Genomic DNA, 26,024 nt, shown 5'->3' with positions numbered 1-26,024 from the left:
CACGGCGGCCAGCAGGCTGTGCGGGACCATGCCGGCATCCAAAATGCACACGCCAGTCCTGCGGGCACAGCGCCAAGGACTCGCAGGCCGGGTGAGCCGGGAGATCCCCAACGGACCGGCGAGCGTCTCAGGGGCAGACCTGAAGGGTCCGCAGGTGCGGCGCAGGGTTCAGTCATCCGATCGAGGATGATGGCGGGGTGCTGGTCACGGTAGAAGCGCAACAGCCCCTCCCATCGCAACCCATGCCCGTACAAGTCCGGTCGGCAGTGGGAACTGCTGTAGTGCTCTGGCAGGGCGTTCCCGAGGCAGTGGGGCGAGAACACCATGTCGAATGGACTGTCGATGAGGACATCGCCTGGACGGGAAATACCTGGCCAAGCCCGGTTTCTACCCCTGAGCTGCGCCAGGACGGTGACCGCATCGTCTTTCGTGGGCGGCTGAAACTCACCGAAGACGATGGGGCCGTTTTGGAAGTAGGAGACGCGCTGATCCTGTTCGACCTCGCCGAACCACCGCCACCGGAAGGTATCGACGGCTCATGGGCCGAGGTCCATGTGGCGCAGGACCACGTCACCGTCTGGCCGTACGACCTCTGACCGCCCGCGGACGGACAACTTCACCTTCCCCGCCATGCTTCCCTCCCGTGCTCGCCAAACCTCGGGCATGCGCCCTGCCCGCAGTCGATTCCGCACGAGCAACTGCGGCCCCGAAGCCCGCGCCGAACAGCCTGATCGCCACGTTCACCACCCCTGCCCGCTCCACACTCACTTTCGTCTTTCAGCGGCACGGTGCCCGACGCAGCGAACGGTCACCCAAGGCCAGCAGCCCTGAAGCCATCGTTACGTGAAGGCAAGTTCGCGGAAGGTGTTGCGGATGTCCGTCAGCGGCTGGCGGTCGCGGGTGTAGTAGAGCTTGTTGGTGAGCAGGACAGCCCACCGGTCCTTCGCGGGAGAGATCCACATGCCGGTGCCGGTGAACCCGTAGTGCACCCAGACGTCGTCATCATCGCTGGTACCGGGGGCCGGGTGCCAGAACAGGCCCCGCTCGGGCTGCAGGCCACCAGTGTGGATGGTCAGCGAGTAGGAGGTCCACTCAGTGCCGAATCCCGCCGCCGTGGGGGCGGCTTGGGCGTCGAGCATGTAGCGCAGGAAGACGGCGAGGTCGCCGGCAACGGTGAAGGCGCCGGCGATGCCGCACACGCCGCCCAGCAGGCGGGCGGAGAAGTCGTGGGCGGTGCCCTTGAGGTGAGTGTCGGTGTCCTGGTCGAGCTCGGTTGGCGCGCACACCTCGGCGATCGCCGGGGGCAGAGGGCCGAAGCGGGTGGAGGCCATGCCCAGCGGGCCCCAGGTTCGCTCCCCGGCCAGCCGGTCGAGGCTCTGACCGCAGAGGTGTTCGGCGAGGTAGCCAAGGATGAGGGCGGCCCGGTCGGTGTACTCGACGGCTTCGCCGGGCGGCCGGTGGAGTCCCTCGTGCAGCACCCCGGCCCGGATGGCTTGTGGGTCCGTGCCGTAGAGGCTCTTCAGCTGGGCCCGCAGCGGGACTCCTGCGGTATGGGTCAGGAGTTGCCGGGTGGTCGCGGTGCCGAGCGGGTGCCCGGTGACCTCCTCCCAGAAGGTGCCCAGCGGCGCTTCGAGGTCCAGGACTCTGTCTTCCCACAAGGCTCCGATGGAAGACCACACGGCGAGGATCTTGGTGAGGCTGGCGGCATCGAAGACGGTGTCGAACCGCATCCTCCCGTCCGGCTCGTCGGGGTCGAGGACACCGGTGGTGCCGTAAGCGCGGATGCCCGCGCTGTCACCGACGGCCCAGACGGCGCCGGGGTAGACCTTGTCGCGGACACCTTCATCCAGCAGAGCTTCAATGCGGTCGGTGCGGTACGTCATGGTCTCCCTGTTCGCCGTGGGCATCCCGCCGGTCAGCGTAATGAAGAAGGGCGGCGCGGGCCGGACCTGGCGTGTCGGCCATCAGGGGCTCCGGTGTCGTCGCCTTGCTCGCGAGGGTGCCAGACCGAGCGGCCTATCCCATGCCGTGGCCAGGTACCTAGAGGTCTAGCAGCCGCCAGGGGACGGCCTCGGAGGGCAGTGTCAGGTGAGCTGGTGGCCGAGGGCGGTCAGCGCCTGGGCGGTCGCTGAGAGGGGAAAGCGGGCGGCGTTCGCGTAGCCCGTCTGCCGCAGCGCGGACAGCAAGCCGGGGGAGGTCTGCAGCCGGTCAAGGTCGCGGGCGAGGGCGGCGGAGTGGGTGAAGTCCGTGGCCACCCCGGAGGCGGCCAAGGCTTCGCTGAGGCCGGGCACGGGCTGGTAGAGGACGGGCAGCCCGCAGGCTTGGGCTTCCAGAGCTACCAGGCCCATGGCTTCCAGGGTGGTGGACGGCATGACGAGCACGTCGTGCTCGGTGAATGCTTTCCACAGCTGGGGGCGGCGGAGCCATCCCAGATAGCGGGCCCGCACCCCTGTCTGTTGCAGCAGTGGGGCCAGCGCGTGGAACTGGGCCCTGGGGGCGGCGATCGACAGTTCAACCCCCTGGACCGGGGCCAGGCTGCGGATGAGGGCCTTGGCCCCCTTCTCGGCGGTCAGCCGGCCCGCGTACAGCAGCCGCAGGTGGCTCATCGAGGTACGAACGGGCCGGTCGGGCGGAGAGGTGAGGAGGTGATCGGGGATGCCCCAGGGGATGTGGGTGATCTTGCGGCGGTCGGTCTGGGGATCGAGTTTCATCAGGTGGTCGGCCATCGCGCCGGTGGGGACCACGATGGCGTCGGAGGCCCGTGTGGTCTCGCGTAGGACCTGAAGCTGGTCGCGGTGGGCCTCAGCGAAGATCAGGTCGGTGCCGTGCACGAGTGCGATCCGCGGGTGTGTGGGCAGGGCCCGGATCAATGCGGGGGTGGCGCCGAAGGCGAGGTGGTGCAGGTGCAGGACGCCGATCTGGGATGGGTCGATCGCCAGCCTGAGCTCCTGATGCAGGGCCGCGACGTATCGGCTGAAGGCCGATCCTTCCAGGCACTTGCCTGCCACGGTCAGCAGATCAAGCCCGGCCGGGAGCCGGGGCCGGGGGCCTGTGGGGGCGAGCATGAATGCGCGTGCGGGGATGAAGGGCCGGTCGCCGGTGTAGAGGTCGAGGAAGAGTTCGACGCTGCCGCCGGGGCTTCCGGCAGGCAGGTCCAGGAAGGTCGCGACCAGTTGCCCAGGAACGGGTCTCACCAGGGGGTTCATCGGCTGGCTCCGTCGATCTCTTCGTACAGGCGGGAGATGTCAATGCCGTCGGTGGCCGCGTACTTGGCGATCTGTTGCTGGTAGCTGGCCGGGATGCCGAAGGCGGTGAGGAAGACGAGCTTGCCGAAGGTCATGCCCGCGTAGACGCGGACCGGTTTGGCCACGCGGATTTCCAGGGTCCAGCGGATGGCGTGGCCCTGGTGACCGAGCGGGGCGGAGACGTGCACCCAGATGCCTAAGGAGCCGGTCGTGCGGTCTCCGTTGAGCATCTGCGCGAACGCCTCGGAGCCGGTCCGTTCGTGGGTAACGCCGAGGTAGAGCAGTCCGGGCTGAAGGACCAACCCTGCAGTGGGGAGGCACTGCTCGGTGAACGGGGTGGGAGCGGCGGCGTCGAGGTCGCCGTCGCACACCCGCAGGGTGTCGCCCAGCCGCCAGTCGTAGGCGTTCGGGGACAGGCGGGCAGGGTCGAAAGGGTCGATGGTTATCTGGCCCGCCGCGACGGCGGCGGCGATCGCGGAACCGGTGAGGATCACGAGGCCACCGCCCTGATGCGGGAGACGTCCCGCCAGTAGCGGGAGGGCTGAGGTCCGCTGGCCTGCTGGTACTTGCCCGCGTACAGGTCGATGTCGCCGGTGGAGACGAAGAACATGATCTGCCCGATCTTCATGCCCGCGTATACCTTCAGGGGCCGGATCGGGGAGAGCATCAGGGTCCACTGGCCGTGGAAGCCGATGTCGCCGATAGGGGCGGTGATCTCGACGAACAGGCCGAGCCGGCCGACGGAGGAGCGGCCGAACAGCAGTGGGACGAAGGTGTTCGAGCCGACTTGTTCGAGGGTGTGGCCGAGGTAGAGCTCGCCGGGCTGAAGCACGTACCCGCCCTCGCCGATCTCGACCGCCTGGGTGGGGTTGGGCTGGTGGGCGTCGATGATCTCGGCGGTGTAGGTCAACAGGGTGGGCCCGAGGCCGACGTTGTAGCTGTTGGGGTTGACCTGGCCTGGTTCGAACGGGTTGATTGTTAAGCGGCCGTCGTGGGCGGCTTGAGTGATCTCAGGTCCGGTGAGGATCATCGGGCGACTTCCTCCTTCTCAGGGTCTGGCAGTGAGGTGGCGAGGGTGCGGCGGACGGCCTGGGCAAGGCGCAGGCCGGCCTGGTGGGTGCGTCCGCCGAGATAGGTGCCGGCGAGGTAGTCGGTGGTCAGCACCGACTGGATGTCCACCGGCAGCGGCCAAGGGGCGACGGCCAGCGGCCCGACCTGCTCGGTCAGGTGCGTCAGCAGCTGGTCCAGGTCGTTCGCGTACGCGTCGGGGAGGAAGGCGTGGACGAGCTGGTTGTCGAACGGTTCGATGGCCAGCAGGTCCCCGAGCGTGAGCACGTCGCTGAGGCGGGTGGGCCGCAGAGTGGTGTCGTTGAGGATGACAGCGTCGGCGCCGAGGCCCGTGTTGAGCCGGTCCGTGACGTCCTGGAGAAGCCGGTGCCGGTCGAGGTCGGTGTACCGGTAGGGCTCGTTGACAGTGCCGAGGCGGGCGGCGAGCATCCGGCCGGTGAAGGCGATCTTCTCTTTCAGCGCGGCGAGGTCGTCCGGCAACGTGGCGGGGGCAGGGAAGGCGGCGGTGCGGGCGGCCCATCCGGAGCCGACGGGTTCGGCGGCGGCGTATCCGCAGGCGAGTTCGCGGCCCTTGACGACGAGTGTGTCGCCGACGTTGACCGGGCCGTTGGCGTCACTGTGGCAGTGGCCGGCAAAGATGACGTCGACGAACGGGCAGGCAACAGCGAGCTTGAGGTCCTCGTTGAAGCCGGAGTGTGAGAGCACTATCCAGGAATCCGCCTGGTGGTGGTGTTCCAGCATCAGTTTCCGCAGGGCGTTCGCTGGGTCGGTGACGCGGTGTCCGGCCCTTTGGGGGGCGGGGATGGTGTGGAAGGCCTGCTGGCCCATCACAGCGGTGACAGCGACCCGGCTGCCGTGGACGTTGGCGAGGCGCATGCGGCCGAACAGCGGCCGGCCGGTGCCGTCGTCGACGGCGTTGGCGCACACGGTCTTCTCGCGCAGGCCGGGCTCGAAGTAGTGGGACCAGCCGTGGTTGCCGGGGGCCAGGACGTCGTACAGCGTGGTCAGGATCTCCCGCTCGATGGCTCCGTTGCCCAGCCGGTAGTAGCCGGAGCCCTCGAAGAAGTCGCCGCAGTCGGCGATCAGCGAGGTCGACCTGAGTTCGTGTAGGTACGGGAGGAAACTGGCGGCCTGGTCGAGGTTCGAGTGAACGTCGGTGGTGGCCACAATCTGGCCGTAGGCCCTGGTCATCGTGGGGCCTCGGTGAGATCGGCGCCGAGTGTGCGGAGTTTGGCGGGCAGGTCGGCGTGGCCACGACGCAGTTGGTCGAGACCGCTGATGGTGGTGGTGCCGCGGGCGTTCAGGGCGGCGATCAGCAGAGCGGAGCCAGTGCGAATGTCCGTTGCCTTCACGGCGGCACCACAGAGACGCTGGGGGCCGGTCAGGCGGCACTGGGTGGGCGAGAGTTCTTCGATCACGGCACCGAGGGCGGCGAGCTGGGGGATGAGGTTGCCGTGGCGGCCGGGGTTGATGTCGTCGGAGAACAGGTGGGTGCCGGGAAGGGTGAGGGCCAGGGCCATCAGGGCGGGCTCGAAGTCGGCATCCAGTCCTTCCGGGGCGAGCGAGGCGCTCGCCCGTAGTGGGCGGCCTCCGATCGTGCGGGGCTGGTGAATGGTGATCGCGTCGGGAGCGAGTGTGACAGGGATTCCGGCCCGGTCCAGCAGGTTGGCAAGGACCCTGAGGTCCGGACCGTTGACGCCCTCGATGCGGCCCTCGCCGCCGGTCGCTGCGATTGCGCAGGCCAGCGTGCCCGCCTCGGTCTTGTCTCCGGGGACCGTCCAGGCCGCCGTGCCAGCCGGGACGCCTGGCGGCGGGTCCAGTGTGATCTTCTCGCTGCTGGCGTGGGCCGCCCACCCGTCAGCCGCTAAGGCGGCGAGCACGCTCGTGGTCTCCGGGGACAGGTTCGGGTTGCGCAGTTCCAGGCGGCTGCCCGAGGCAACCGCCCGGCACATCGCGGCGATGCTCGCTCCGCGCGAGCGGAACGGCAGCTTCAGGGCGACCTTGTCGCGGGCCCGCGCGGCGGCAAGTACGCGGTATCCGGCGTCGTCGAGCAGGACGGTGTCACCGAACGCCGCATACACGGTGAAGTGCAGGTCCATCCCGCGATCGCCGATCTGGCAGCCGCCCGGCCAGGGCAGTGCGGCCTGCCCGCAGACGGCCAGCAGGGGCGACACGAGGTAGTAGGAGGCCCTGATCCGGGCTGCGTCCGCCAGCTCGGGCACCTCAACAGGGCCGTCGTGGGGCAGCACTAGCACGGCTGCGGGCTCGGCGACCGGATGGGCGATGCGGTATCCGCACCGCTGGAGCAGAGCGAGCATCGTCTGGACGTCGGCGCTGGCCGGGACGCCGGACAGGTGCACTGCGCGGCGAAGGGACGCGGCGGCGGCCAGCAGCGGCAGGGCCGCGTTCTTCGAGCCGTCCACTGTGACCGTGCCGACAAGCGGGCGGCCGGGACGGACGGTGACGGCGTCCGCTCCGATTACACGGATGGGAGCAGTCTCCATCAAGAACCTCCAGGGCGTGAGCGAGTGGGACTGAAGGTGGTGCTGGTCAGGCCAGTGCTTCAGAGGGCGGTCCGGCCGCCGGCATCGGCGTTACAGCAGCGGCCGGACCGCGAACGGCACCGCCCTCAAAGAGGAGGAAGGGGGTGCCCGCCGCACACGCCTCCCCGGGTCGCCGAGGGCGGTCGTGCGGCCCGGGCCCTGCGAGCAGCCCGAGGAAAGCCGCCGCGGGCCGGGAAACCGGTCAGACGCTCAGGACGGCCGGGGCGGACAGGATGCAGGTGATCTGCTTGCCGACGGGCGTCGGTCTCACAGTCCATCCCGGGGCGAGCGCGTCGACAATCCAAAGGCCACGCCCGGCCTCAGCCTCGGCACAGTCCGGGGCCTGAGCACGTCGCTCGGGCAGGGCCGCGGGCTCGGGGTCGTGGACTTGGACCAGCACGTGGCCCTCGTGCGGTAAGACCTGGACAACCACTGGGGCCCACGGGCCGCACAACCGCACGGCGTTCCCGACCAGTTCGCTGGCCACCAATTGGGCCGACTCCGCGATCTCCTCACCTATCCCCGCCCCAGTGACCGTCTTGAACACGACGGCCCGCATCTGGTGCAGATGCTCCTGGCTCGCACTCATGTGCAAGGCGAACCCGGCGCCGTCGTGCACCAGGTAGAAACCGCAGGATGCGCGCGGTGTGACAGTGGTAGGTCCGGTGTGGGCCTGGGCTTCGTGCATGGCGTGCTCCCCAGTCGACAGATCCGGGCAGCCGGCCAAGGAGTTGGGCCGGGCTCGGGCTGTGGGTCGGCACGTCGGCCCCCAGAGCGGCGATTCACCCCGGGAAGTCGGCGCAAGGCAACGGCATATGACACGAAGCGCGATGAGTCATCACGCCTCGCAGCTCTTTGCCAGAGTGCCCCAGGCCAACTCCGTTGGGCAATATGCCCAGTAGAGATTCCCCAGATTGGTTGCCCATGCCTCAGGCAAGGACCACACTGTCGCCATGGCCTGGAAGAGGAATCCCGCCCCCAAGTCCCTCTACCGACGTCAACTCGCTGCCCGGCTGAAGGAATTGCAGGACGACTCCGGCAAGACGCTGGCCGAAGTCGGCGCCATCATCGAGGTCAACCAGGGTTCACTCAGCCGCATCATGAACGGCGACCGCGGCACCTCCCCCGTCCTGGTGAAAGCCCTGCTCGACTGCTACGGCGTCACCGACCCGGGCATCCGGGAAGACATCTTGGACCTGGTCCGCGCAGATCAGGCACAGCGTCAGAAGTGGTGGCGCAAGTACTCCGCAGTCATCAACACCACTCAGTACGGCGGCTACCTGGAGCTGGAGCAGAGTGCGACCGCTCTGCGCTCCTACGAGCCGCAGCTGGTCCCCGGACTGCTACAGACCCCCGAGTACGCCCGCCAGGTGATCACCGCGATGCGTGTCGACCTGGACGCCAAGCAGATCCAGGACCTGGTGGACGTGCGCATGAAGCGTCAGTCCCTGCTGGTCCGCGAAGACGCCCCGAAGCTGTGGGCGGTCATCGACGAGGCCGCCTTCCGCCGCATCGAGTCGAAGCCGGCCGTCCTGAAAGAACAGCTCGACCGTCTGCTGGACGTCGAGCCCCGCACGAACGTCACCCTGCAGCTTCTACCGTTCGACGCCGGGTTCCATCCCGGCTTGTACGGGTCGTTCATGCTCATGGGTTTCCCCGAGCCCAACCCGGACGTGGTCTGGGTGGAGAATCTGACCAACTCGGTGTACTTCGAGGGATCGGACGATGTGGGGCGCTACACCGAAGTCTTCGACCATCTGCGGGCCACGGCCCTCGGCCCGCCCGAGACCCGCAGCCGTATCAAGGACATGCTCAAGGAGCTGTAAGTGAGCAACACCAAGCCCAACCCCGCTGAACTGGACTTCTCCGGCGTCACCTGGGAGAAGAGCCCGTTCAGCGGGGGCAACGACAACTGCGTGGAGTTCGGCGTGCTCGGCGACCTGATCGCCATGCGCGACTCCAAGCGACCCGAGCAGACCCCCCTCGTCTACACGCGAGACGAGATCGCCGCGATGCTCGCCGGAGCCAAGGCCGGCGCCTTCGACCACCTGGCCTGAGCGACACCGGCCGTGATGTGACACGGTCGCGAACGAAAGGCGGCCGACCCCAGCGTTAGTGAGGTCGGCCGCCGCCGTCATCTTCGCAGATCCCAAGGACACAACAGGCGAAGCCCACACACCAGGCTGGATCTCGCCGCCAAGCCGGCTACCCATCAAACACCTTCGTCGTCCCCCTCGCTTCTCCTCTCGCTGCCGCGTTGGGGCAGGGCGGGTACCGACTTCCCTCGGAGGCGTCATGACGGCCAACCCTCTCTCGGCCGCCCAGCAGCACGGCTGGTGTGCCTGGCATCAAACGTTCACACATGGCATGCGGTTGTTGACGGCACAAGACGCAAGTTCCGGTCCGGGCACGTACCTGAACTGGTACGCGCGCCAACCATGTTGCAAGGCGTACGACCTCACCCCTCTGGATGGCCGCCTCTGACGCCCGCAAACGACCGGGAGGATACGGCGGCCCAGCGGTTGCGGACGGCAGAGCCTGCAGGGCGGGCGTGGACCGTCCGCCACGGGCCGCCGACTGATCCCCCTGCCTGTCAGCACCCGCTCTACTCGGCCCCACCCAGACCCTGGCATCTGCACTGGCAGGGCGTCTCCGAACGCGTCACAGGCCATCTGATGGAGTTCTACGACCAGTTGCCACCCACAGGCACGAGCCGGTAGCCCTGGCCTTCGATGCACGACTGCGGGAACTCCTCCCGCTGGTCAGCGGACCGCTTCGTCCATGAGCAGGTAGAGCAGGCCGACGAGCGATCCGCTGCTCAGGATCTCGCGGCGGTCGATCATGCCCCGGATCTCCGAGAGGGGAATCCACTCGATGCGGTCGGACTCGTTCTTCTCGGTGGGCGGTCCGGCGTAGGTGGCGCCGTCGACGCGGAAGACGTGGTGCTGCGAGTCAGTAATGCCGTTGGCCGGCTCGGCATAGATCAGCGGCTTGATAGCACCAGGACGCCAGCCGGTTTCCTCCAGGACTTCGCGGGAGGCAGCCTCCTCGGGAGTCTCGCCTTCCTCGACCAGGCCCATGGGCAACTCCCAGGCCCACGAGTCCGTGATGAAGCGGTGCCGCCACATCATCAGCACCTCTTGACGGTCACTCACCACGGCGGTTACGGCTAGGTGCCGGAGGCGAACGACGTGGTACTCCCACCTGCGCCCGTCAGGCTGCTGGACATCGACCAGACACAGGTTGACCCACCTGTTGGTGTAGATCTGCCGCTCACCGTGGGTCTTCCACTCCACATGCGGGCCCCTCTCGATCGGCCTCCAGGATCGCAGACGCCGCGAAGGCAGGCGGCCATTCAGCACTCCTCGCGTCACATTGACGAAATACTCCATCTGCAACCCGTGCTGCCGTCCAGGAAGCAACGCTGCGCGGTCGATTGGCGTGCACCCTGACCTGAACCTGGACCACGGTGAAGTCGGTGAGCCCTACAAGAGCCCGTTGGACAGCATGATCATTGCGACATGGGGGTACTGGACGGGACCATCCCCGCAGGTGCGGGGAGCACCCGGGCGGCTGTGCGGCATGGTGCGGAGGGTCGGGACCATCCCCGCGGATGCGGGGAGCACGCCGCTTTCGGTGATGGCGACGCCGGCGCGGAGGGACCATCCCCGCGGGTGCGGGGAGCACATCTCCAAGAACATGGACGGCTGGTGCTCCACGGGACCATCCCCGCGGGTGCGGGGAAAACTCGAGGTTCCGCAGCCGCAGCCGGTCGTACTCGGGACCATCCCCGCGGGTGCGGGGAGCACATCTTCAGCACGCTGTCTGCGATGTGGGGGTGGGGACCATCCCCGCGGGTGCGGGGAGCACCACGAACCGCAGGCGCGGCCCGGGCGGTACCGGGGGCCATCCCCGCGGGTGCGGGGAGCACTGCGGGCGGCCGCGCACCACCACGGCAGAGTGGGGACCATCCCCGCGGGTGCGGGGAGCACGTCGTCGACCCGTTCGCCGGTTCCGGCAGCACGGGACCATCCCCGCGGGTGCGGGGAGCACGTCGACGGCCTCGAGCACGTCTCCCCCGACTGGGGACCATCCCCGCGGGTGCGGGGAGCACTTGTAGGCGACGTCGGAGTAGCCCTCGGCGACGGGACCATCCCCGCGGGTGCGGGGAGCACTGGTGGCGTGTCAGCGCGTACCGGCTTGATGGGGGACCATCCCCGCGGGTGCGGGGAGCCCTAGGAGACCGTGCCGGCCTTGCGCTGGATGACGGGACCATCCCCGCGGGTGCGGGGAGCACTTGACCGTGTCGACGTGCAGCTTCATGCGGGCGGGACCATCCCCGCGGGTGCGGGGAGCACCCCAGGGGGGAGAGAGCAGCCGGGTCCGGGGGGGGACCATCCCCGCGGGTGCGGGGAGCACACCGTAGTACGAACTGAAACGAAACCGCCATCGGGACCATCCCCGCGGGTGCGGGGAGCACAACAGGGCCGGGTCCTGCATCGGCAGGAACAGGGGACCATCCCCGCGGGTGCGGGGAGCACTCGACGTCGTGGCCCGTCTGAAGGTGGACGAGGGGACCATCCCCGCGGGTGCGGGGAGCACAGCCACAGCCGCCACGACGTCCCGGACTGCGCGGGACCATCCCCGCGGGTGCGGGGAGCACCTGTCGGTAGTGGGTGAGGAGTTCGGCTCGGAGGGACCATCCCCGCGGGTGCGGGGAGCACCCGATGAGCGGGTACGCCTACGCGCAGGGTGCGGGACCATCCCCGCGGGTGCGGGGAGCACAGGTCGTCGCCCTGGGTGATGCCCTCCGCGCCGGGACCATCCCCGCGGGTGCGGGGAGCACACGCACCAGGGACGACAGGCTGTCGATGCGGCGGGACCATCCCCGCGGGTGCGGGGAGCACCGTCATGGTGGTGGTCCCTCTGTGAGTGCCGGGGGACCATCCCCGCGGGTGCGGGGAGCACTCTTCCTGAACTGCGGCTTTATCAGCGGCTGGTGTGCTTCTCGACTACTTTCACCGTTCTCGACATATTGCCCATTCCACTCTCTGTGGTTATTTCCGTCCGAAGCGTCGGCGTTTGGAGGCGCGGCTCCAGCCCGGCTGCGGGGTCGGGTCGAGGCTTGTTCTGTCTCTTTGGGCGTGGGCTTCGGGATCCGGTCGGCGGATCAGCGTGACGCCTTCGTGGTCGATGGGGTGCCAGGCGTGGTCGTGGGTGCGGAAGGTGTAGCCCTGTTCGTTGTTGGTGGTGTGTGCGAGGAGTGCGCGGCCTTGGCCGGCGTGGCGGCGGACTTCTTCCCAGAGGAGGTCGCGGACGCGGGCGGAGGGGTTGCCGATGAAGACGCCTGCGGAGTTTTCCAGGAGCCATCGGGTGAGGAAGCCGCGCAGGCCGGCGGGGCAGTTGGTGAGGACGATGACGGTCACCAGGTCAACTCCGTGTCCGTGTGGCCGTCAGGTCCGTGGTGGTTGAAGCCGGAGGGCAGGTGCTGTCCGCCGTCGCTCTGCAGGGTCACCACGTCCCGGTCTTCTCCGCTGGTGGTCAGGGCGGCGTGGTCGGGTGGGAGGAGGAGTCGTTTGATGTCGTTGACGCAGCGGTCGAGGAGGGAGGTTTCGTTGATGCGGTCGCGCAGGGCGCGGCGGGTGCGGGGGCCGATGTCCTGGTTGCTTTCGGCGGCGGTGTCGAAGGCGATGGGGATGCCGGTTTCGGTCTTGTAGAGGTCTGCGATGTCCAGGACGAAGGAGAGTTCGTGGCCGGAGTGGACGAAGCCGAGGGCGGGGCTGCAGCCCAGGGAGGTGACGACGGCGTGTGCGATCCCGTACATGCACTGGGCGGCTGCAGTGATGGCCTGGTTGACGGGGTCGCCGCTGGAGTAGTCGCCGGGGGTGTAGCGGCGTCCGCGCCAGGGGACGCCGGTGCGGGCGGACTCGGCGCGGTAGCAGTCCTTCATCCGTTTTCCCTCGCTGCCCAGGAGTTCTCGCCGGGTGAGTCCGGATGAGTCTTCGCCGGGGAAGCGCTGGTGGTACATGGCGCGGGCGACGGCCAGGCGGGTGCGGGGGTTGGCCCATTGGTGGGCCTGGGCTTCCATGAGGGCCGAAGAGCGGGTGAGGGCCCGGCCGGAGGCGTAGTAGCGCACGCCGCGTTCTCCGACCCAGCAGACGGCGGCGCCGGTTTCGCCGAGGACACTCATGGCCTGGTGGGTGATGCGGGTGCCGGGGCCGAGGAGCAGGGTGCCGATGGTGGCTGCGGGGATGTGGGTGGTGCCTTCGGCGTCCTGGGCGGTGATGGCGTTGGCGTCGCGGTGGACGGTGCAGCGTTCGAGGTAGATGAATGACAGGCGTTCCGCGGTGCGGGTCAGGTGTCGTGGGGTGAGTGCGGGCCGGCTGGCCGGGGTCGTCATACGGCGCTGGGGAGGGTGGGGGTGAGGGGGGCGAGGGTGAGCAGGCCGCAGCCGTAGGCGCGGCCGCGGCCGATTCCCTGGGTGAGGGTGCGGCGCATGGCGTCGGCGTCGGTGACTTTGAGGCGTCCTTCGAAGGTGACGGTCAGGAGGGTGACGGGTCCGCCCTGGCGTTTGCTGAAGTTCAGCGACCGGCTGTCGCGGACGGCGAGTTCGTAGCGGTCGCCGTGGTGGGGGTGTTTGTGCTGGGTGGTGCCTGCGGGCAGGACACGCTGTTCGGCCGGTTTCTCCAGGATGCGGAAGCCGAGGCGTGCCAGGCGCTGGTCGTCCAGGAGCCAGTTCATCTGGTGGACGGGGGTGAGGTGGGCGGTGAGTTTGCGGGGTTCGCCTTCCTTGCGGCGGATGGTGTGGACGGGGTTGGCGGTCAGTCTGAATCCCCACGGGGTGCCGGGGGTGAGCCGGTCGAGGAAGGGGGTGTAGGGGCGGGTCTGCCAGCCTGGTTCGTCGGGGGTGGCGAGGGCGGGCCAGCCTGCCTGTTCGACGAGGTGGGTCAGGTCCGGGCGGGTGGGGCTGACGATGAAGAGCATGATCTCGGCAGGCCCGCGCTGGTCCAGGCGCCACAGCACCCGCGGGCTGTCGGGGGCGGGCCGGTCGGAGGGCAGGATGTGCGGGAACGCCGACATGACGGCCGCGTGGAGGGTCTGGGGCGAGGAGAGCAGGCGCCGGGCGCCGGGCCGGGCCGCGTTCACGCGGAAGCGGGAGATGAACATCAGGCGCTCTCTTCCTCGAAAACGTCGAACGGTTCATGCACGCCCGCCTGATGGGCACCGGCGGCGAGGGGTGTGGGGACGGTGGTGGTGAGCACGGGCCGCAGCCGGTGCCGCCGGTGGGCGGCGTCGAAGCTGACGGGCTGGTCCCGCACCGTGTCCGCGTCCGTGACGGCCTGCCCTGGAGCCGCCTCGCACAGCACGGTCAGGGTCTGCGGCGGGTGACGCCTGCGGTACCAGGCGGAAGCCTGCCAGGGCAGGCTCGCCAGCACGTCGTCCAGATGGCCGTCCTCGTGCAGAGCGAGTTCTACCGGCCCTGCGGGCGGGCAGGAGCGGCGGCCGAGGAACGGCGGATACACCGGGTTTTGCAGGGCGGCGTGCAGGGACGCCAGCAGCGCATGGTCACCCTCCAGTGCGGCAACGAAGACGGCATCGGCGAGGTAGAAGCGTTCTGAGAGCGGCATGGACGCGCCCGACACCGGGTGGTGGGCGGTGTGGAAGTCGCGGATGCGGGTGCCGGGCTGGTCGATGCGGACGGCGAAGCGCAAGCCTGCGAGCGGGGCCAGAGCACGGTCGTCGCCGCGCTGGATGCCGGCTGCGGCAGCGAGGAGACCGACCACCGCGCTTTTGGTGGGTGCGGATTCGGTGGTGCGGCGGGTGAAGCGGGAGGAGGCCCCCCAGGACTGCAGGGGGCCTGCCAGGCGGAGGCTGAGCACGCTCATGCGGGCTTCTCCAGACGCTCGGCGACCGCCTGGCCCACAGCATGGACGAGATCGGCGAGGGTGTCGGTCTCGGTGCCCAGAGCGGCAAGCTTCTGCGTGCCGGGGCCGATCCGCAGGATCCAGGCGGGGGTGGTGTCCGCGGCGCCGTACGCGCGTTCGGCGTCCTGAGCGTAGGCGGCGAGCCGGTCGCAGGCGTCGCGCACATGTCCCCCGCCGTCGCTGCGGACGGGGTCCTCGAACGCCCCGACGTAGCTGAGGGGCCGACTGGTACGGAGTTTGACGACGACGGCGTCGGGCTGCGTGTGGTGCCCGAATGTGTTGATCTTTCCCGTCGGCAGGGAGGCGATGAAGCTGTGCACGAACGCCTCGACGGCCCGGCGTACCGGCTGGGTGCGGGATTCGTCCTCGCGCAGGCCCTGCCCGAGGTTCTCGGCGAGCTGGTGCACGCAGAGCGCCGCATAGCGGTAGAGGGTGGCGGAGTTGAACTCGATGGTGCCGATCATGCCGGCGCCGGTTTCCTCGTCGGTGTTCTCGTCGTCGACGGCCGTGTAGTAGTCGGCCTCGTTGTCGACGCGGTGGACGCTGAGGGCGTGAGCGACCTGGACGGCGGCGTCGACGCTGATGTCCGCGGCGTCGGCGACCATGCGGCCGAACAGGGCGATGTCCACGGAGTGGCGGGTGTCCGCGATCTCCTTGGCGCGCGCCTTGTTGTCCTTGTCCTTGAGGTGGGCGGTGATGTCGGCGGCGCCGTCGAGGGCGAGGCGGGCCAGTCCGTCGAGTTGGCGGGAGCTGAGGAAGACGAGGTATTTGCTCTGTGGGGCGGGCTCCGCCTCGCCGTCCTTCTTCGCCTGGTCTGCTTTCCGCTTGGGGATCTCCGTCTTCAGACCGGCGGCTTTCACCGTTTCGTCGGCGAGCTGCAGCGCCCGCTCACGGCTGACCGCATCGTCCAGGCCCTCGATGCGGTCGGCGAGGAGTTCCACGATCTTCTTGGTCCGCACGCCGAGTTCACTCGGCTCGAGGAGGTGCTCGTCACGGAAGTAGGTGCGGATGGCGCGCTTCCATGCCTGGCTGGAGACGCGGGCGCGGGGAACGCCGCCGTAGACGGCCGTCTTCGGTGCGCCGGTGTCGTCGCGGTTAAGGTTGCTGGGCGGGACCGTCTGCAGGGCGTGCAGGTCCAAGAAGATGCGGGTCACGAAGCGTCCTTGTCGGTGTGCGGGGTGCGGGAATGCACGGTGCCGGGGTCCGAGTCCGTGGACTGCGGGAGGCCGGCGGCCGGCTGCGCGGCGGCTGCCGGGGGTGCGGCGTGGAAGGAACGGCCCCACTGGCGACGGACCGCGGCGGGCCCGTCGGGCCACTGCCAGGTGTAGAGCTGCCCGGCGAGCAGCCCGTAGTCGAGTGGGATGTCCTCGCGGCGCAGGAGCGCCACCAGGTCGCGCAGCCGCTGGGTGACGGCGGTGAGGTCGGGTGCGTGGCCGGCGCGGACCAGGCGTTTGCGGACGGGCTCGTCGATTCCGTCCGCCGGCATCAGCCGGCGCACCGCGGCGCCCAGCCCTGCCGGTTGGGACGGGGTGTGGCGGCGGTGCATGCCGGTGCCGCGGGACTGCTGGTGGAACGCCCACAGGGTCAGGGCGGCATAGACCGCGTTCTCCGCGCGGGTCAGTTCCACCTCGCCCAGCGGCCGCACGTCCGGGCCGGCGGTGTGCAGGGGGCCGGTGTCGACCAGGCCCCACAGGTCGGGCATCGCAGCCGCGTCATGGCCTGCGCCGCGGCGCAGGCGGGCCAGGGCGGCGACCGCCGGGGGCCGGTCGCTGAGGTAGCCCTCCTGCCAGGGCCGGATGAGCGATGAGGCAAGGCCGGCAACCCGTTCCCGGACCGGGAACGACGCGACGGCCGCAGAGGCGGGACTGGTCATGAGTGTGCCTTCGCAGGGGGTCGGGAGTGCGGGAGGGGGCTGTCTGCTGCGCCGCGGGGGCCGGGCAGCGGGCTCTCGCCGGTGTCCGGTGCCGGGGGCGGGGCGGTGCTGGAGCCTGCCGCAGGACGCGTCGCGCTGGGCAGGGCTTTGGCCAGACGGCCGTGAAACCAGCGGTCCGCGAGGCCGGCGTTCAGCCACAGGGTGGTGCCCTGGCTGGTGGTGACGGTGCGGCCCTGCCACGCCTGCTCACCTGCGGCGTCGATCAGGCGGCCCCCCAGACCAGCGACGATGCGATACGCCTGCTCCTGCCAGGCCGCACGGTGTACGAAGGGGTCGCCGGCCTGCGCGAGGGCGGCCAGCCACAGACGGTAGGGCTCCTCCAGCGCGTCGAAGCCCGCCGTCCGCGCCGCTTCCTTCGGCCCGTCCTGCGCTCTGCCGCCCGCCCGGGCCAGATCCGCGGCCAGGTCGCCCAGAGCCCGCACCGCCCGGTCGGCGTCCTCGGCCGCGGCCATCGCCTGGGTTGCGCAGGTGCGGTCGTGCCGGTGAAGCAGCACCACCGGCATCGTCAGCCGGTCCGCGACCACTTCGTCGATCACCGACTGCTGCGTTCCGTAGGAGACGCCCACGGTCCGGGCGCGGACCAGGAACGTGCGGCTCACCTGTCCCTCGGTGATCAGGCGGGCCACCCACTCCAGGATCCCGGGCCGCAGATACGGCGCCGCTTCCTCACCGCTGCCGGCCTCCGCACGGTCGGCCACCAGCGAGGCGATGCCCCGCCAGGCAGCGCGGGCAGGATCGTGAGAGCGCGGCAGGTACACCGGCGACTGCCCGAGTTTCTTCTCCTGCACTGTGCTGCGCCGCCACGCGGTCATCGGCTCACGGCGGTGCATGTTCCGGGCAGGAAGAGGGTCGCCGTAGCCGAGGACGACACCGTGCACGCCGTCGGCGTCGTGGTGCAGCAGCACCCGCCGCGACTGCCACGTGTACAGGTCCCGCAGACCCGCGGGAGTCCGCCCCTGCGGGCCCGGACCGCACGGAGAATGCCGCCACGCCGGCAGGTCGCCTGCGGCGAAGTCCAGTTCCTCGGTGTCGGCGGACGGCAGATTCAGCAGCAGCGTCTCGCGCAGCGTGTCCCCCTCGACGAACACACCCCCCAGCCCGCCCGCCCAGCCCGTGCCCAGCGGGTACACCTTGCCGCCCTTGACCCGGTCATCACCGGCCATGCCGGTCTTGATGCCGGAGGTGTCCCAGGCATGGACGTGGACGACCCAGCGGGCGGCCTCGGCGAACGTCAGCCGCCCCACGTCCGGCATCCGGGCGCTGAAGAACGGCTCACCGGCGGGAACGTCCGCGACGATCCGGTTCAGGGAGAACACCTCCCCCTTCGCCGAACGCAGGCCCGCACTCTGCAGGAAGGGCCGCTCGGGATGGCACAGGTCGAAGCGGTCCCGGTGGGCGTCCAGATAGGACAGCACCGGCGCGAAGCACTCCGGGTCCTCCCACAGATCCGCCCAGTCCTCCATCTCCCGCGGACCGTCGAACGCGTCGTGCGCAATGGCCAGCAGCAGACGCAGCAGAGCGAACTCCACCGTCGGCAGCTCACCGGCAAGGCCCCGCAACTCGTGGGCCTTTTCGAAGACTTGCCGCAGCGACAGCTCCAACTCCCGCCCGTCGCCGTGCAGCACACCGATCCAGGGCTCGCTGGTCAAATCGAAGGAGACCTCAGCTAAGCCGGTCCCAGGTTGGTCTGTCACACGTCATCTCCGAGTGAGCGGGGTGAGGGCAGGCATCTGGTCACAGTTGACCGGCGAAGTGCCCGTCATACGAACCGTGCGGGGTGCGGGGTGACGGCCTGGCCCGGGACGAGCTGCACCCGCTGCCCATCGGGGCGGACGGCGAATGCGGGAACAGCGGATCTCCCGGCACAGCGAACCGCTGCCGCCCGCCTCTGCGGGGTACAGCGCGTGCCTGAACTGTCTGCGGATTCACTCAGCGCTCACCTCCAGCCCGTCCAAGGGGCTGTACCGGAGAACAAAGCCTGCCAGCCGGGTCTGACAGTCCTCGTCGAGCGTGAGAATCAGCTGGTCGGACAGCCAGGGGCTGTCCTTGCCCTGCCAGGCCCGCACATAAAGCTGCTCCAGCTCCGCGATGGCACGGTCCATGGTCTGGGGGTTGGAGAACTGCAGGGGAAGGCGCAGCCCGCTGCTTGCCGCAGCGCGGGCTGCGAACCGCGCCGGTGCGGCGTGCTGAGGCAGTTCGATCCCGCCGCGTGGGCGGCCTTTGCTGTCTTCCTTCAGCCAGGGCAGCGTGGCGAGGCTTCCGTCGGCGCGGCGCTGGACGACGACGACTTCCAGGCTCTCCCTGCTGTCGCGGACCTGGGCCCGCCCGGCGCGGGTGTCGTCGGCTTCTCCCACGCCGGCTGCCAGCCAGCCGAACAGCGGCCGTCCCGGCCGTCCGACGGCGCCCAGGCGGAACACGGCGGCACGCTCTTCTTGTTCTGCTCGCTGCCTGTCGAGCTGCTTGCGGGCGTGTGCGAGTGTCTCCTGCCAGTGCTCGGGGCCGACCTGCCCGTCGCCGTAGGCGCCCTGCACGAGGACGTCGATGTCCGCAGGCAGGCGTACCGGCCGGGCAGGGCCGCCCTCCAGGTGTGCGAGCAGCACGGCGGCCGACCTGAGCAGGGTGTAGCGCCCGTACACGGCCAGCGAGCCGCGCACCGGGGCCGGTACGGGCGTGGTCCAGTCGGCGCCGGTGAGCAGGCAGCGCGCCTGCCGCAGCCGTTCAGGCCGCAGGCTCTGGCCGGCACCGCGCTGGTGGCGGTGCAGGCGGCCCATGCGCTGGAGCAGGAGATCGACCGGGCACAGGTCGCTGACCAGCAGGTCGAAGTCGACGTCCAGGGACTGCTCGGCGACCTGACTGGCGACGACGATGTGACGGCCCGGCGGCCGCTGGCTGTGCTCGCCCGGCGGGCCGAAGCGCGTGAGCAGGCTCCTGTCCTTCTCCGCGCGATCGAGGTCGACGAAACAGGAGTGGGCCACGCTGACGTCGGCGTCGCCGAACCTGCGGCGCAGCTCGCGCGCGGTCTCCAGGACGCGTCTGACGGTGTTGCGCACCACCAGGGCGCAGCCCCCGCCGGCGAGTTCGCTCTCCAGCCGGTCGGCGAGCACATCCACGCCGTCGGCCAGTGCTTCGACGTGCACGTTGGTGGCGCGAGCCGAGGCCGGCGGGCAGCGCACGACCGGTTCCCCGCCCGGAGCGACAGCCGTCAGCAGCGGGTACGCACCCGTCTCGGCGATCTCCTCAACCGCCTTCCCCAAAGCGCCCGCATACGCCTCGATCAGCTCCTGCCGACGGGAGGCAGGAAGGGTCGCCGACAGCACCACCACCGGCACTTTGTAGGCGCCGAGCCAGGACAGCACCCGGTCCAGGTACACATTCATGTAGGTGTCGTAGGCGTGCGCCTCGTCGATCACGACGACCTTGCCCGCAACGGCCAGATGACGCAGCGCCAGATGGCGGCTCTTCAAACCAGCGAACAGCAGCTGATCGATCGTGCCCGCCACGAAGGAAGCCAGCATGGCCTTCTTCCGGCCGTGCAGCCACGCATGCACGACCAGCTCCGGCCCCGCCCCGGCACCCGGATCCTTCCCGCCCGCCGCAGCGGCGGCGCCGTCCAGGTCGACGGCGGCGACCCGCCCGCCGTCCGCCATCAGCCCCACGTAACGATCGTTGAGCGCCGCCTTGGAATGAGCCAGATGCACCGAGTACCGCGCACCGTCCGGTGCGGGCAGCCGGTCCAGCCAGTCCAGCAGACGGGGGAACATGGCGTTCCCGGTGGCCATGGTGGGCAGCGCGAAGAACACCCCGCCGGCACCAGCACGCGCGGCGAAGATCTCCGCCACCGCCAGCGCGGCCTCCGTCTTCCCCTCCCCCATCGGCGCTTCCACCACCATCAGACCCGGCGCGTCCATCTCCCGGGCGAGCGCCACCGCCGCTTCCTGCACCGGACGCGGCTTCGCACCATCCGGCAGACCGAACCGACCGCGGAACAGGGCGGCCACGTCCTCGCCCGGCACCCCGGCACGCCATGGTGCAGGAAGGTCGAGGCCCTGCCAGGCGGCGGCCAGGCGCTGTTCGTCGCCGGCACAGGCCGCGTCAGGGAAGTAGGGGAAGAGGTCGGGGTTGCTCGCGACCCAGTCACTGACGATCACCAGAGCGGTGAGGAGCACCTGGACGGGCTGCGGAAGCACCACGCTCCGCCAGCGCGCAAAACGCCGGTCCACATCGAACCGGGCGGCGCACGCGTCGAGGAGTTCCCCCTGGACCCGTAACCACGCACTACTGCTCGGGCCGGGGGTGCGGAGCAACTCCTCATGCTGGTAGAGGGCCTTGATCTGCCCGTGCTCCGGCGGCAGACCATGATGCCCGCCGACCGCGACCGTGAACTGCCCGCACCGGGCGGGCGCCCAGCCGTGGCGGTCCTCCAGCCACTCCCCCAACAGCACCTGCCCGGCAAGTCCGTGCGGCGCAAGCCGCCGGTCCGCACCCAGCGCCTCACAGGACGCCATCGCCAGCCCGTGATCACGCATCGCGTCCGCGAGCAGAGGCACCTGGCAGGCGAAGGCCGGCGTCGCCTTGCCGATGTCGTGCACGCCCGCAAGCCACACCGCCAGAGCCCGCGCGTCCTCCTCACCACCGGGCAACGCCTCAGCGACCAGCCTCCGGACCGACGCGGGCAGCCACCGGTCCCATAACAGCCCGGCCACCGCAGCCGAGTCCTCCATGTGCCGCCACAACGGCAACCAGCCGTCAGCATCCCGGTCATGCTTCGCCCACACAGCCCGAGCAGCCTCCCCCAGCAAACTCACCAGACCGCTCCGGGCACTCCCCCCAAAAGCCATGGAAAACTCATACAGGCGAAACACGCGCTCACACGCCAGAATCAACAAACTGAGCACTCACGCCCACAACACGCACCCACCCGCCCGGCAGACCAGGCTCCCCCAATGCAAAACACGGCCAAGCGCATGAAATGCCCGTTATGCAGCGATCTGCATAAGTGGGTAAAACCAGCAGTCTCCACGGACTGACACGCAGGTCAAGGAGGTGCTCCCCGCACCCGCGGGGATGGTCCCTGCTTGCCAAGTGTGGGGGACGCCGGGCTCGTCTGCTCCCCGCACCCGCGGGGATGGTCCCCATCGATCACTGCGTCGGGCTTCCCCTTGCTCCTGCTCCCCGCACCCGCGGGGATGGTCCCCGGGGCTACTTCGCGAGTGGCCTGCCGCGCCTCTGCTCCCCGCACCCGCGGGGATGGTCCCGGCCGCACCTACCGCGCCGTGCCCGCGAAGAACTGCTCCCCGCACCCGCGGGGATGGTCCCCGCAGCCCGCGATCACCGACGAGCCGTGGGTTCTGCTCCCCGCACCCGCGGGGATGGTCCCGCGGGTGCGCTGTCCGCATCCGCACTTGCAGACTGCTCCCCGCACCCGCGGGGATGGTCCCAACGCGCGGAGGATCTTTCCGGCGCGCACGGTCTGCTCCCCGCACCCGCGGGGATGGTCCCCTGCTGCGGCCCGTGGGGCTTCGAGCGCACCTCTGCTCCCCGCACCCGCGGGGATGGTCCCGACGATGCTGCGGGCGATGAACCCCAGGCCCTCTGCTCCCCGCACCCGCGGGGATGGTCCCGTGAGCAGCTGCGCGGACGCCCACGCGGGGGTCTGCTCCCCGCACCCGCGGGGATGGTCCCTGGACCATGGCGGGCCCGTGCCGGCCCGAGCTCTGCTCCCCGCACCCGCGGGGATGGTCCCCATGCGGGCCTGGGCGACGACGACGTCCTTCGCTGCTCCCCGCACCCGCGGGGATGGTCCCTCCCCGGGGGAGTCGATGTCGACGGTCCCGGCCTGCTCCCCGCACCCGCGGGGATGGTCCCCCACTTCTCCCAGTAGGACTTGCCCGACCCGGCTGCTCCCCGCACCCGCGGGGATGGTCCCCGTCGTCGTGATCTGACCGCCCTGCACGAACAGCTGCTCCCCGCACCCGCGGGGATGGTCCCGACTGCCGCCACCTGCTGGACGTCCTTGGCCTCTGCTCCCCGCACCCGCGGGGATGGTCCCCCGTTTCTCGCCGGGGGCTGGGCGGTGTCATTCTGCTCCCCGCACCCGCGGGGATGGTCCCGCGGTCGCGATCAGCTTGGCCTGACCTCGGTCCTGCTCCCCGCACCCGCGGGGATGGTCCCGCTCCGGGCGGTTCAGTCGGTGGAGTCGGGGGCTGCTCCCCGCACCCGCGGGGATGGTCCCGGCGCCGGGTCGTAGGCGTCCTGCTCGTCAGGCTGCTCCCCGCACCCGCGGGGATGGTCCCTGAGCAAGATGCGGAAGCCGGCACTGTGCGCGCTGCTCCCCGCACCCGCGGGGATGGTCCCGTGAGGTCGACGGCGCTGCCGGGGCCCGAGCCCTGCTCCCCGCACCCGCGGGGATGGTCCCGCCTGCACGGCCGCGGTCAGCTCGGCGGCGTCCTGCTCCCCGCACCCGCTGGGATGGTCCCGGGTCCGGGTCCGGCGTCACGCGCGAGGAAGCCTGCTCCCCGCACCCGCGGGGATGGTCCCGCCACCCGGCACGCCGACGAGGCCCTGCCGATCTGCTCCCCCCACCCGCGGGGATGGTCCCGACACCCACACGGTCGGGGAGGCGTGGCGGGGCTGCTCCCCGCACCCGCGGGGATGGTCCCCACTGCGCGAGGCGCGGGAGATACCCGGCGCCCTGCTCCCCGCACCCGCGGGGATGGTCCCCTGGTCTGGAAAATCTCCACGGGTGACAGCGGCCAGTTAAATTGGTTCTGATCCACTTCCTGTGGGGTGATGACGTGGCGTCACGAGCTGCTGGAAGAATGCCTGTTCGTGTGATTGCAGCATGCTCTCGGTGGCCTTCCCTCATCTGGCGTCGGTGATGGTGGAACAGGTCCTCGTCGACGATGGCGGGGTGGCGCTCACGGCGCGTACGGTGACCCGGGAGGCTGCCTGCCCCGGGTGCGGCACGCTGTCTGGCCGTGTCCACGGCGGGTATCGGCGACGGCTGGCCGACCTGGCGGTGGCTGGGCGGAAGGTCGTGATCGACCTGGCGGTGCGGCGGTTCCTGTGCCAGGCGGCGCCGTGCGCACGCCGTACGTTCGTCGAGCAGATAGACGGGCTCACCGAGCGGTTCGCGCGCCGCACTCCCGTACTCCGTCGGACGTTGGAGCGGATAGCACTGGCACTCGCGGGACGTCCGGCGGCCCGGCTGGCCGCGCACCTGTCGGTCCCCGTCAGTGCGAACTCGCTGATCAGGATGGTGCGCAGGCTCCCGGACAAACAGTCCTCAGTCGCCCCGCGAGTGATGGGCGTGGATGATTTCGCGTTCAAGAAGGGCCACGTGTACGGCACGATCATCTTGGACGTGGAGACCGGTGAGCGTGTGGACGTGTTGCCCGACCGCACCTCGGAGACGCTCACCGCCTGGCTGCGCGCCCATCCCGGGGCCGAGATCGTGTGCAGAGACCGAGCTAGCGCCTACGCCGAAGCCGTCCGCACCATTTGCCCCGACGCCACGCAGGTCGCGGACAGGTACCACCTCTGGAAGAACCTGTGCGAAGCCGTCGAGAAGTGCGTCGCCCAGCACCGCACGTGCCTGACCGAGCCCGCCGGGGACACGAGCACCGATAACCCCGCCGCTGTGAAGGCCGGCCCGGCCGCCGACGACGTACCAGAAGAGCCCGTGGAAGGGCTGCGCGCAATCAAGCGACGCGAGCGCCATGCCGCGGTGCATGCCCTGTACGACAAGGGCGTGCAGATCGAGGTGATCGCCAAGACCCTTGGGCTCGACCGCAAGACCGTGCGCCGCTACGCGCACGCCGCCACCCCCGAGGACGCATCCCTTGGCACCGGCTCCCGCCGCTACGGCCAGATCAACGCCTATTCGTCCTATCTGTACCGGCGGTGGAACGAGGGCTGCACGGACGCGGCACGGCTTCACGCGGAGATCACCGGGCTCGGCTACCTCGGCAGCAAGCGGACTGTCCGCCGTCACCTGGAACAGATCCGCGCCAGCGGCAAGCCCGCACCCGAGAAGCCCAAGGAGCTGACCGTCCGGAAGGCCACCTGGCTGATCACCGCGCACCCCGACAAGATCGACGAGAGCAACGCGCTCAGGCGCAAGCAACTCCTGGCCCGCTGCCCGGAGCTGGATGCTGTCGCCGACTGCGTGCGCGACTTCGCCCGGATGATGACCGAGCGCCGAGGCAGCGAACTCGACGACTGGCTCACCCGCGCCGAGAACACCGGGCTGAAGCCGCTACGGAGTCTGGCCCGTGGCCTGCGGCAGGACTTCGGCGCCGTCACCGCAGGACTCACCCTGGAGTGGAGCTCGGGCAAGGTCGAGGGCAACGTCAACAGGGTGAAGCGGATCAAAAGGGACGGGTACGGCCGGGCCGGATTCGACCTCCTCCGACGCCAAATCCTCCTCGCAGACTGAGCACCGTCACCCTCCGCCACCGCCCCACAGGAAGTGGATCAGAACCGTTAAATTTCCCCGCCTGCGGCCACTTCAGCTCCCCAGCGTGGCCACTTCAATTCCTCGCTGGCGGCCACTTCGTCTACAAAGCGTGACGTCACGCCGGTGGCGTCGGCCTGGGAGCCCTCGGTCATGACGGCTGCCCACCGAACTGCCGGTTGGTACACCTCGATGTCGGCGTACAGGTCCGGGGTCAGGATGGCGCATGCCGTGTCTGGGTCCGGTGCCCGAACGAACGCTGCCCACCGTCGGCCCTGCGGTTGGTCAGATCGACCCTGCACATCCATGGCGGCCCCGCCTGCGTCCGGCAGCGGCTGCCTCAAGCGCCGCGCGACGACACTGGTTCCCGGCGTTGCTCTAGCCACACGCGGCACAAATCATCCCAAATATCCTGATAGCTAAGGAAAATGGCGTTGACTTGATCGTGCGTCAGATTGCCGGGAGCTGTTGATGCCACGAGGTATTCCAAGTCATCGGCCAGACGTCGGAATCGGTACTGCGTCTCCTCCATCAGCACCCATCGGGAACGCCAGTTGAAGAACGGCTCGACGGCCCCCAGCAACGTCCCTAGGGCCACCAGAGCAAAGGCAAGACCGGCCCACGTGTTGAGGCTTTGCAGGCCCAGGATGATGGTAGACGCCGCGGACAGTGCCAGCGTCACCATCTTGATCACTGAAGCGAGCCGGCGGAACTGCTGCTTCCTCCTATCGGCGTAGTCGTCGCCTCGACGAATCTTGCCCAGCAGGAGAGCAGCCACCTCCTCCGGGCTGAGGCCTGCGCTCAATTCGCCAGCTGGCTGCACTCTGTCCGCCCCCAAAGCAACCCGTCGTCACC

At 69.8% G+C, this 26,024-nt stretch carries 21 protein-coding genes and 2 CRISPR repeat arrays; of the genes, 4 read left to right on the top strand and 17 right to left on the bottom strand.

The features are described from left to right. The first annotated feature begins 242 nt into the window (after positions 1 to 242). Entirely contained in the window at positions 243 to 596 is a 354-nt protein-coding gene (locus AC068Z_RS40115) for a hypothetical protein (RefSeq protein WP_478567956.1), read from the top strand. A gap of 243 nt (positions 597 to 839) precedes the next feature. On the opposite strand, the gene AC068Z_RS40110 is transcribed toward AC068Z_RS40115, so the two are convergent. The 7 genes from AC068Z_RS40110 to AC068Z_RS40080 all read right to left on the bottom strand — a co-directional run bounded on the left by AC068Z_RS40110 (position 840) and on the right by AC068Z_RS40080 (position 7,544). Continuing rightward, a complete protein-coding gene (locus AC068Z_RS40110; RefSeq protein ID WP_478567953.1) occupies positions 840 to 1,883 on the bottom strand; it encodes a serine hydrolase domain-containing protein in 1,044 nt (347 codons plus the stop codon). 201 nt (positions 1,884 to 2,084) lie between these two features. Next, positions 2,085 to 3,206 (bottom strand): glycosyltransferase family 4 protein, encoded by a 1,122-nt coding sequence (locus AC068Z_RS40105; protein ID WP_478567950.1) that lies wholly within the window; start codon positions 3,204 to 3,206, stop codon positions 2,085 to 2,087. After that, a complete protein-coding gene (locus tag AC068Z_RS40100) occupies positions 3,203 to 3,739 on the bottom strand; it encodes a dCTP deaminase (RefSeq protein WP_478567948.1) in 537 nt (178 codons plus the stop codon). Before AC068Z_RS40100 ends, AC068Z_RS40105 begins: the two co-directional genes overlap by 4 nt. Beyond that, positions 3,736 to 4,275 carry a dCTP deaminase gene (dcd, locus tag AC068Z_RS40095; protein WP_478567945.1) on the bottom strand — a complete coding sequence of 180 codons (540 nt, stop codon included), beginning with the start codon at positions 4,273 to 4,275 and terminating at the stop codon, positions 3,736 to 3,738. The genes AC068Z_RS40100 and dcd overlap by 4 nt, the downstream gene beginning before the upstream one ends. Further along, positions 4,272 to 5,504 (bottom strand): metallophosphoesterase, encoded by a 1,233-nt coding sequence (locus tag AC068Z_RS40090; RefSeq protein ID WP_478567942.1) that lies wholly within the window; start codon positions 5,502 to 5,504, stop codon positions 4,272 to 4,274. The genes dcd and AC068Z_RS40090 overlap by 4 nt, the downstream gene beginning before the upstream one ends. Next, a complete protein-coding gene (locus AC068Z_RS40085; protein ID WP_478567940.1) occupies positions 5,501 to 6,817 on the bottom strand; it encodes a UDP-N-acetylglucosamine 1-carboxyvinyltransferase in 1,317 nt (438 codons plus the stop codon). Before AC068Z_RS40085 ends, AC068Z_RS40090 begins: the two co-directional genes overlap by 4 nt. 241 nt (positions 6,818 to 7,058) lie before the next feature. Further along, positions 7,059 to 7,544 (bottom strand): ATP-binding protein, encoded by a 486-nt coding sequence (locus AC068Z_RS40080; protein WP_478567937.1) that lies wholly within the window; start codon positions 7,542 to 7,544, stop codon positions 7,059 to 7,061. Between the two features lie 265 nt (positions 7,545 to 7,809). Between AC068Z_RS40080 and AC068Z_RS40075 the strand changes: the two genes are divergently transcribed. Both AC068Z_RS40075 and AC068Z_RS40070 read left to right on the top strand, forming a co-directional pair. Continuing rightward, positions 7,810 to 8,682, top strand: a complete 873-nt coding sequence (locus AC068Z_RS40075) for a helix-turn-helix domain-containing protein (RefSeq protein WP_478567934.1) — start codon at positions 7,810 to 7,812, stop codon at positions 8,680 to 8,682. After that, entirely contained in the window at positions 8,683 to 8,913 is a 231-nt protein-coding gene (locus AC068Z_RS40070) for a DUF397 domain-containing protein (RefSeq protein ID WP_478567931.1), read from the top strand. It abuts the gene before it with no gap. Positions 8,914 to 9,618: 705 nt separating this feature from the next. Here AC068Z_RS40070 and AC068Z_RS40065 read toward each other — a convergent pair. From AC068Z_RS40065 to cas3, 9 genes are all read right to left on the bottom strand, one after another. Further along, positions 9,619 to 10,152 carry an NUDIX hydrolase gene (locus AC068Z_RS40065; protein WP_478567928.1) on the bottom strand — a complete coding sequence of 178 codons (534 nt, stop codon included), beginning with the start codon at positions 10,150 to 10,152 and terminating at the stop codon, positions 9,619 to 9,621. Between the two features lie 240 nt (positions 10,153 to 10,392). After that, a CRISPR array of direct repeats spans positions 10,393 to 11,824; the repeat unit is 29 nt; unit sequence GGGACCATCCCCGCGGGTGCGGGGAGCAC. Positions 11,825 to 11,913: 89 nt separating this feature from the next. After that, positions 11,914 to 12,282, bottom strand: coding sequence for a type I-E CRISPR-associated endoribonuclease Cas2e (cas2e, locus tag AC068Z_RS40060; protein WP_478567925.1), 369 nt, complete (start codon positions 12,280 to 12,282; stop codon positions 11,914 to 11,916). Then, positions 12,279 to 13,256 (bottom strand): type I-E CRISPR-associated endonuclease Cas1e, encoded by a 978-nt coding sequence (cas1e, locus tag AC068Z_RS40055; RefSeq protein WP_478567922.1) that lies wholly within the window; start codon positions 13,254 to 13,256, stop codon positions 12,279 to 12,281. Before cas1e ends, cas2e begins: the two co-directional genes overlap by 4 nt. Continuing rightward, on the bottom strand, positions 13,253 to 14,023 hold the full coding sequence (cas6e, locus tag AC068Z_RS40050; protein WP_478567919.1) for a type I-E CRISPR-associated protein Cas6/Cse3/CasE: 771 nt from the start codon (positions 14,021 to 14,023) through the stop codon (positions 13,253 to 13,255). Before cas6e ends, cas1e begins: the two co-directional genes overlap by 4 nt. Then, complete coding sequence (cas5e, locus tag AC068Z_RS40045; RefSeq protein WP_478567916.1) at positions 14,023 to 14,742, bottom strand: type I-E CRISPR-associated protein Cas5/CasD; 720 nt, start codon at positions 14,740 to 14,742, stop codon at positions 14,023 to 14,025. The genes cas6e and cas5e overlap by 1 nt, the downstream gene beginning before the upstream one ends. Next, positions 14,739 to 15,935, bottom strand: coding sequence for a type I-E CRISPR-associated protein Cas7/Cse4/CasC (cas7e, locus tag AC068Z_RS40040; protein ID WP_478567913.1), 1,197 nt, complete (start codon positions 15,933 to 15,935; stop codon positions 14,739 to 14,741). The genes cas5e and cas7e overlap by 4 nt, the downstream gene beginning before the upstream one ends. Beyond that, on the bottom strand, positions 15,932 to 16,654 hold the full coding sequence (gene casB, locus AC068Z_RS40035; RefSeq protein ID WP_478567910.1) for a type I-E CRISPR-associated protein Cse2/CasB: 723 nt from the start codon (positions 16,652 to 16,654) through the stop codon (positions 15,932 to 15,934). The genes cas7e and casB overlap by 4 nt, the downstream gene beginning before the upstream one ends. After that, a complete protein-coding gene (casA, locus tag AC068Z_RS40030) occupies positions 16,651 to 18,363 on the bottom strand; it encodes a type I-E CRISPR-associated protein Cse1/CasA (RefSeq protein WP_478567907.1) in 1,713 nt (570 codons plus the stop codon). Before casA ends, casB begins: the two co-directional genes overlap by 4 nt. A 276-nt stretch (positions 18,364 to 18,639) precedes the next feature. Next, complete coding sequence (cas3, locus tag AC068Z_RS40025) at positions 18,640 to 21,552, bottom strand: CRISPR-associated helicase Cas3' (protein ID WP_478568078.1); 2,913 nt, start codon at positions 21,550 to 21,552, stop codon at positions 18,640 to 18,642. A gap of 205 nt (positions 21,553 to 21,757) precedes the next feature. Next, positions 21,758 to 23,434: direct repeats of the CRISPR family, unit length 29 nt; unit sequence CTGCTCCCCGCACCCGCGGGGATGGTCCC. Between the two features lie 121 nt (positions 23,435 to 23,555). On the opposite strand from cas3, the gene AC068Z_RS40020 reads away from it, so the two are divergent. After that, positions 23,556 to 25,151 (top strand): ISL3 family transposase, encoded by a 1,596-nt coding sequence (locus AC068Z_RS40020; protein ID WP_478567904.1) that lies wholly within the window; start codon positions 23,556 to 23,558, stop codon positions 25,149 to 25,151. A gap of 358 nt (positions 25,152 to 25,509) precedes the next feature. Here the strand turns inward: AC068Z_RS40020 and AC068Z_RS40015 are convergent, their stop codons facing one another. Beyond that, the gene (locus tag AC068Z_RS40015; protein WP_478567901.1) at positions 25,510 to 25,947 is read right to left on the bottom strand and encodes a DUF4231 domain-containing protein; all 438 of its coding nucleotides are present in this window, start codon (positions 25,945 to 25,947) and stop codon (positions 25,510 to 25,512) included. Between the last annotated feature and the right edge of the window lie 77 nt (positions 25,948 to 26,024).

This window comes from Streptomyces sp. NPDC043726 (genome assembly GCF_056436565.1).
Note: the sequence above shows the minus strand (reverse complement) of the source record. Positions and strands in the feature narration are given on the sequence as shown.